6 protein-coding genes are annotated in these 7,187 nt (G+C 72.9%); 1 reads left to right on the forward strand and 5 read right to left on the reverse strand.

Annotated features, from left to right (window positions below; genetic code table 11):
• Window positions 1–31: 31 nt before the first annotated feature.
• From KS423_RS08875 to KS423_RS08885, 3 genes are all read right to left on the reverse strand, one after another.
• A complete protein-coding gene (locus KS423_RS08875) occupies window positions 32–1,063 on the reverse strand; it encodes a PP2C family protein-serine/threonine phosphatase (RefSeq protein WP_224276914.1) in 1,032 nt (343 codons plus the stop codon).
• Window positions 1,064–1,741: 678 nt separating this feature from the next.
• Window positions 1,742–2,221: an Rrf2 family transcriptional regulator gene (locus KS423_RS08880; RefSeq protein ID WP_224276916.1), complete on the reverse strand. Its 480-nt coding sequence runs from the start codon at window positions 2,219–2,221 to the stop codon at window positions 1,742–1,744.
• Window positions 2,222–2,283: 62 nt separating this feature from the next.
• Entirely contained in the window at window positions 2,284–2,697 is a 414-nt protein-coding gene (locus tag KS423_RS08885; RefSeq protein WP_224276918.1) for a Fur family transcriptional regulator, read from the reverse strand.
• A 289-nt stretch (window positions 2,698–2,986) separates the two neighbouring features.
• Between KS423_RS08885 and katG the strand changes: the two genes are divergently transcribed.
• Window positions 2,987–5,203 (forward strand): catalase/peroxidase HPI, encoded by a 2,217-nt coding sequence (gene katG, locus KS423_RS08890; RefSeq protein ID WP_224276920.1) that lies wholly within the window; start codon window positions 2,987–2,989, stop codon window positions 5,201–5,203.
• A 60-nt stretch (window positions 5,204–5,263) separates the two neighbouring features.
• On the opposite strand, the gene KS423_RS08895 is transcribed toward katG, so the two are convergent.
• Together KS423_RS08895 and KS423_RS08900 are read right to left on the reverse strand one after the other, a co-directional pair.
• Window positions 5,264–5,965: a response regulator transcription factor gene (locus KS423_RS08895; RefSeq protein WP_224276922.1), complete on the reverse strand. Its 702-nt coding sequence runs from the start codon at window positions 5,963–5,965 to the stop codon at window positions 5,264–5,266.
• Window positions 5,962–7,179 carry a sensor histidine kinase gene (locus tag KS423_RS08900; RefSeq protein ID WP_224276931.1) on the reverse strand — a complete coding sequence of 406 codons (1,218 nt, stop codon included), beginning with the start codon at window positions 7,177–7,179 and terminating at the stop codon, window positions 5,962–5,964. Before KS423_RS08900 ends, KS423_RS08895 begins: the two co-directional genes overlap by 4 nt.
• Between the last annotated feature and the right edge of the window lie 8 nt (window positions 7,180–7,187).

Genomic DNA, 7,187 nt, shown 5'->3' on the forward strand with positions numbered 1-7,187 from the left:
CCCGTGCTGTCGCCGCCGCGGAGCCCGCCCTTCAACTCGCCCCGGGCGGGCCCGGTGTGTGGGCCGGCTCCTTCCCGTCGGGGAGCCGTTGCGCGATGAGCACGGCGATGTCGTCGTCGAGGGCGGCGTCGCTGTACGCGATCAGGTCCCGGTGCAGGCTGTTCAGAAGCTCGCGTGGCGGCAGGGCGGTCCAGTCGCGGACACGCTGGGTGAGCGGGTAGAAGGTTCCGGTGTGGTCGCGGGTCTCGGTCACGCCGTCGGTGTACAGCAGCAGTTGGTCGCCCGGACGGAAGGGCTCCACGTCGACGTGGTAGTCGCCGCCGAGCAGCACACCGAGGTTGAGGGGCGGTGACGGATCACGCGGGGCCAGTTCGCTGACCCGGCCCTGGTCGATGAGCAGGGGCGGGGGGTGGCCGCAGTTGACGATGCGGACCACGGGCTCGTCCTCCGGAATCTCGGCGAGCACAGTGGTGATGAAGCGTTCCTCGCTGCCGGGGAGCTGGGCGGCTCGGCGGCTCATGCTCCTCTCCAGTCTGCGCGCTATCGCGGGCAGATCGGGCTCGTCGTACGCGGCCTCGCGGAAGGCGGCCAGCATCGCCGCGGCCGTCTCCACCGCGAGCAGGCCCTTGCCCCGGACGTCGCCGATCAGCAGGCGCACACCGTGCGCGGTGCTCATCGCCTCGAAGAGGTCGCCGCCGATCCGGGCCTCCGCAGCCGCCGACAGGTACAGGGTTTCGATGCTGATGCGGCCCAGGAGGTGGGGGACCGGACGCAGCAGCACGCGCTGCGCCGTCTCGGCCACCGAGCGCACGGTGGCCAGGGTGCGTTCCCGGCGCGTTCGGTGGGCGGCCAGAAGGGCGCCCAGCACCCCGACCAGTGCCGTGGAGAAGTAGGTGGCCACGTAGTGGCGGTCCCACAGATAGCCCACGGCGCGGTCCGCACAGCACGGAGTGCCCGCCAGGACGCCTTCGAAGATCACGGCGAAGACCGTGATGGCGGCGACGAAGGCGGGACCGTGGGCGTAGGCGGCGACGACGGGCAGGGCGATGAGCAGAAAGCTCACCGGCCACTGCACGGGAGTGATCGGTTCCAGCGCGAGGATGACCGCGACATAAATGGCCGGCAGCCAGCGTATCCATGCCGGCGGGGCGGGCGCCCGGGGCTCCGTCCCGCCCGGCTCCGTCGCACGGTGCCGGTCGGCCCCGCCGCGGCCCGGGAGCTTCACCGCGCGCTCCGGTGGCGGTGCGCCCGGTCGAACGGGAAGCCACGGCGAACCGGCCGGGCGCGGGCGGCCGAGGCGGACCGCCGCGGTCCCACGAACGGCTGGTCCGTCAGCATGCCGGAGAGCATCCGCCCGGACGGCTGCGGGGGTCCGGCAGCCGCGGAGGCCGCCGCGACGTGCAGCGGTGTGACCCCGAACTCCCGGTGGCGGGCGTCATCCGGTTCGTGATCCGCCTGTACCCACATACAACAATCATCACGGCATACCAGCCACTGCCGCCCGCCGACGGAGTCGTGCACGCGACCGCGTGGCGCGGCACCCCCGACACGTGGCGGCCGCGACCGAGGGAGTGGCACCACGCCCCCGCGCGACCCCGACCGGCCCTGCCGGGGACGGTGATCTGCCCGCGGTCCACGCTCGCAGGACATCGGACATCCAGGTTCACCTCGGAGGTCGACGAGCGCCCTGCGGGGCCGCGCACGGCGGACCCGCAGGGCCGCGAAGGAGGAAGCGGAGGGCTCAGCCCGTCAGTCGCGCGTAGTGTCGCCGGGTGCGTTCGGCAGCCCCGGAGGGTGCGGCGGCCATCAGGTCGGCCACCGTCTGCCCGGAGAGCTCGCGCCGCCAGGCCAGTTCGGCCCTGCGCATCGCGGTGGCCACCCCGCACGGGCGCCGGAAGTCGTCGCCGGCGGCGGCCGCCCCCTCCGTGCGCTGCCGGATCTCGGAGCAGCGGAAGAGGTCGTCAGGGCCCTCGATGGCCGCGACCACGTCCATCAGGGTGATCCGCTCCGGCGGGCGGCCCAGCCGGAAGCCGCCCCGGGCGCCGGGGGCGGAGCTGAGGATGCCGGCCCGGACGAGCGCCTGTAGGCGCTTGGTCAGGTAGGCGGGCGGGAGATCGAACCAGGCCGCCAGCCGTGCGGTCGGCACCGGTCGGCCGTCGTCCAGCCAGGCCAGCGTGAGGCAGCAGTGCAGGCCCCACTCGACTCCCTCGCCCATGCGCATAACCGGGACACTACACGTCCAGGTTTCCGCGCGGAAGGTCCACGGGCCGACCGCCGGAGCGATCAGCCCGTGCAGTCCGGGCACAGCCCCCGGTAGGTGACCTCCGCCTGCGACACGGCGAACCCGAAGCGCTGCTCGGCCGGGAGGTCGGCCAGCGGGTTGCCCTGCGGGTGGACGTCGCGAATGGCGCCGCAGCCGGTGCAGATCAGGTGCTGGTGCGGGCGGTGCGCATTCGGGTCGTAACGCTTGGCGCGCCCGTCGGTGGACACCTCGACCACCTCGCCCAGGGTGACCAGTTCGCCGAGGGTGTTGTAGACCGTCGCCCGGGAGATCTCCGGAAGGCGCTCCGCCGCCCGGGCGTGCACCTCGTCGGCGGTCAGGTGCACGTGCTCGCCGTCCAGGACCTCGGCCACGACACGCCGCTGGGACGTGAGGCGCCAGCCGCGCCCGCGCAGCCGCTCCAGCAGGTCACTCATATCGGTTCACCTATTCAGGTCAAGGGGAGGATCGGAGTTTACCAATTCACCTCCGGCGTCCTCCGGATCCCGATCGGATATGTCCTTGGTGTCTTTCTTGACTTGGATTCCGTCCATCGTAGGATCGGCTCCGGCGCTAGCCTGGGTAGCAGCAGCACGTGACTCCCGTCGCTGCCGTACACAGTGACGGGCAATGGCAACACGTGGCGCGCTAGGACCAGACAGCAGCAGTAGGTGCCGTAGGTAGCAGAGAAGACACCGTGATCCGCCTTGTGAGGGAAGGATTCCCATGTCTGACATCCACGATGCAACCGGCGTAGAGGCGAAGGCGGAGGGCTGCCCGGTGAACCACGGGCGCGCGCCGCACCCCACCCAGGGCGGCGGAAACCGCCAGTGGTGGCCGGAACGGCTCAATCTGAAGATCCTTGCGAAGAACCCGGCCGTCGCCAATCCGCTCGGTGCGGACTTCGACTACGCCGAGGCCTTCGAGACCCTCGACCTCCCGGCCGTCAAGCGGGACATCCAGGAGGTCCTCTCGACCTCGAAGGAATGGTGGCCGGCCGACTTCGGCTACTACGGCCCCTTCATCATCCGGATGGCCTGGCACAGCGCCGGCACCTACCGGATCAGCGACGGCCGCGGCGGCGCCGGCGGTGGCCAGCAGCGCTTCGCCCCGCTGAACAGCTGGCCCGACAACGCCAGCCTGGACAAGGCCCGCCGTCTGCTGTGGCCGGTGAAGAAGAAGTACGGGCGCGCCCTGTCCTGGGCCGACCTGATCATCCTGTCCGGCAACGTGGCCCTGGAGGGCATGGGCTTCCGGACCTTCGGCTTCGGCGGCGGCCGGGTCGACGAATGGGAGCCCGACGAGGACGTCTACTGGGGCCCCGAGACCACCTGGCTCGGCGACGAGCGCTACACCGGCGACCGCGAGCTGGAGAACCCGCTGGCCGCCGTCCAGATGGGCCTGATCTACGTCAACCCCGAAGGCCCCAACGGCAACCCGGACCCGATCGCCGCCGCCCGCGACATCCGCGAGACCTTCTACCGGATGGCGATGAACGACGAGGAGACCGTCGCGCTGATCGCCGGCGGCCACACCTTCGGCAAGACCCACGGCGCCGGCCCGGCCGACAACGTCGGCCCGGCCCCCGAGGACGCCCCGATCGAACAGCAGGGCCTCGGCTGGAAGAGCGCCTTCGGCACCGGCGTCGGCGGCGACGCGATCACCAGCGGTCTGGAGGGCACCTGGACGCCCACCCCGATCACCTGGGACAACAGCTTCTTCGAGACGCTGTTCGGCTACGAGTGGGAGCTCACCAAGAGCCCGGCCGGCGCGTGGCAGTACAAGCCCAAGGACGGCGCCGGCGAGGGCACCGTGCCGGACGCGCACGACGCGGGCAAGCGGCACGTGCCGATCATGCTCACCACCGACCTGTCGCTGCGCTTCGACCCGGTCTACGAGCCGATCTCCCGGCGGTTCCTGGAGAACCCGGAGGAGTTCGCCGACGCCTTCGCCCGCGCCTGGTACAAGCTGACCCACCGCGACATGGGCCCGGTGGTCCGCTACCTCGGCCCCGAGGTCCCCAGCGAGCACCTGCTCTGGCAGGACCCGCTGCCGGAGGCCACGTACCAGCAGATCGGCGCGGCCGACGTCGCCGACCTCAAGCGGCGGATCGCCGCCACCGGCGTGCCGGTGTCCGAGCTGGTCTCCACCGCCTGGGCGGCCGCCTCCTCCTACCGCTCCAGCGACAAGCGCGGCGGCGCCAACGGCGGCCGCATCCGGCTCCAGCCGCAGGCCGGCTGGGAGGTCAACGAGCCCGACCGGCTGGCCTCCGTGCTGCGCGCCCTGGAAGGCGTGCAGCAGGAGTTCAACGCACAGGCGGGCGACAAGCAGGTCTCGATCGCGGACCTGGTGGTGCTGGCCGGCGGCGTCGGCATCGAGCAGGCCGCCAAGGCGGCCGGGGTGGCCGTCGAGGTGCCGTTCGCGCCCGGCCGGGTGGACGCGCCGCAGGAGCTGACCGACACCGAGTCCTTCGCCGCGATGGAGCCCAAGGCGGACGGCTTCCGCAACTGGGTCGGCAAGGGCAACCGGCTGCCGGCCGAGTACCTGCTGCTCGACAAGGCCAACCTGCTGGGCCTCAGCGCGCCCGAACTGACCGTGCTGGTCGGCGGCCTGCGCGTGCTGGGCACCAACTACGGCGGGTCCACGCACGGGGTGCTCACCGGGACCCCGGGCGTGCTGACGAACGACTACTTCGTCAACCTGCTGGACCTGGACACCAGTTGGAAGGCCACCTCGGAGGACGCGCACACCTTCGAGGGCCGGGACGACTCGGGCCGGGCCCGGTGGACCGGCACCCGCGCCGACCTGGTCTTCGGCTCGAACGCCGAACTGCGGGCCGTCGCCGAGGTGTACGCGAGCGACGACGCCAAGGAGAGGTTCGTCGAGGACTTCGTCGCGGCCTGGGTCAAGGTCATGAACGCGGACCGCTTCGACCTCGTCTGATCCGTACCCGCGGATGACGCGGCGGGAGCCCGGGGCCTGCCCCAGGGCTCCCGCCGCGTGTCACCGGCCCACGGCCGGGTCGGCCACCGACCCCACGCTGACCAGCCCGGTCTCGTACGCCGCGACCACCACCTGGGCCCGGTCCCGCAGGCCCAGCTTGCCGAGGATCCGGGCCACGTGCGTCTTCACCGTCGCCTCGGACAACCGCAGCCGGGCGGCGAGTTCGGCGTTGCTGAGGCCGCGGGCGAGCAGTGCCATCACCTCCAGCTCGCGCGGGGTGAGGGTGCCCAGTTCCCGGTGCGGTGCGACGGCGGAGGCCGGATCGTCCGGGCGGGCGAAGCGCTCGACCAGCCGACGGGTGATCGCGGGGGCGAGCAGCGCGTCCCCGGTGCGGACCAGCCGGACGGCGGCGGCCAGGTGCTCCGGGGTGACGTCCTTCAGCAGGAAGCCGCTGGCCCCGGCGGCCATCGCCGCGTAGACGTAGTGGTCCAGGTCGAAGGTGGTCAGCATGATGATCCGCGGCGGCTCCTGCGCGCGGTCCGCCAGGATCCGGCGGGCGGCCTCCAGCCCGTCCAGGCCGGGCATCCGGATGTCCATCAGCACCACGTCCGGCCTGCTGCGCCGGACGGCGGAGACGGCCTGCTCGCCGTCCTCGGCCTCCGCCACGACCTCGATGCCCTCCGACTCCAGGATCAGCCGGAACCCGGTGCGGACCAGGGCCTGGTCGTCGGCGACCACCACCCGCAGCGGCTGCTCGCTCATGAACTCTCCAGGGGGATCAGGGCCGTGACGCGGTAACCGCCGCGCGGCCGGGGGCCGGTGTGCAGGGTGCCGCCGTAGACGGCGAGGCGTTCGCGCAGGCCGAGCAGGCCGCGTCCGTTGCCGGTCGCGGCGGCGCCGGTGGGGCGGCCACCGGTGTCGGTGACCTCCACCCGCAGCTGTCCGGGGGCGTACTCGACGGTGACCGCGGCGTCCGCGCCGCCCGCGTGCTTGACGGTGTTGGTGAGCGCCTCCTGGACGACCCGGTAGGCGGCCAGCTCGACCCCGGGCGGGACGGGCCGGCGCTCGCCGCGGACGCTCAGTTCGACCGGTAGCCCGGCCTGACGGACGCCCTGGACCAGCGCGTCCAGACGGCCGAGGCCCGGCTGCGGACTGAGGTCGGCCTCGGCGGCCGGAGCGTCGCCGGTCTCCGAGTCGATGGTCAGCAGGCCCATCACGTGCCGAAGTTCGGTCATCGCCGCGCGGCCGCCGGACTCCACCGCGGCCATCGCCGTACGGGCCTTGTCCGGGGCGGTGTCCAGGATCTTGCGGGCGGCCCCGGCCTGGATCGTCATCATGCTCACGTTGTGGGTGACGACATCGTGCAACTCCCGGGCGATGCGCGCCCGTTCCAGCTCGACCGCGCGCTGCAGCGCGGCCAGCTGCTCGCGCTCCAGGACGGAGAGCCGCTCGCGCCCCTCGTCCACCCGGCGGCGCCACATCCGCAGTTCGTAGGCGACCGCGAACACCGGCACCATGACCAGGACGGCGATCACCCCGTTGGGGAAGTGCGGCAGCTTGGCCGCGGCGAAGAGCACCACGAGCGCGACGGTCGCGGCCGGCAGGCTCAGCAGCAGGGCCGTCCCGCGGCGCCCGTACGCGGCCGCGCTGTACGCGGCGACCATCACCGCCACGCCCGCCGAGTACGCGATGTCCTCCGACTGGTGCCGGACCAGCAGGGCGCCCGGCAGCACCGTCCACAGCACCGCCAGGGGGAAGCGGCGGCGCAGCACCAGCGGCAGCGGAACGAGCGGCACCACCAGCAGCAGCCAGGACAGGGCCGTCTCGTGCGGGCCGCCCGCGATGGTGGCGTAGCGCCCACTGGTGAGGGCGAGGAAGAGGGCGAGGGCCACGTCGAAGGCCCGGCCGCGCCGGGTCGGCCGGGGCGGGGGAGCCGCGCCCGGGCTGCCGCTCAGCCGGGCCGCCGCCGCGCGCAGCCGGTGCA

Origin of the sequence: Streptomyces sp. LS1784 (genome assembly GCF_020103755.1) — a bacterium.
Classification (GTDB): domain Bacteria; phylum Actinomycetota; class Actinomycetes; order Streptomycetales; family Streptomycetaceae; genus Kitasatospora.

What these genes read in the sequence shown, in the direction of transcription:
- katG (WP_224276920.1), top strand. Translation starts at nt 2,987, where the DNA reads ATGTCTGACATCCACGATGCAACCGGCGTAGAGGCGAAGGCGGAGGGC.
- KS423_RS08895 (WP_224276922.1), bottom strand. Translation starts at nt 5,965, where the DNA reads ATGAGCGAGCAGCCGCTGCGGGTGGTGGTCGCCGACGACCAGGCCCTG.
- KS423_RS08880 (WP_224276916.1), bottom strand. Translation starts at nt 2,221, where the DNA reads ATGCGCATGGGCGAGGGAGTCGAGTGGGGCCTGCACTGCTGCCTCACG.
- KS423_RS08885 (WP_224276918.1), bottom strand. Translation starts at nt 2,697, where the DNA reads ATGAGTGACCTGCTGGAGCGGCTGCGCGGGCGCGGCTGGCGCCTCACG.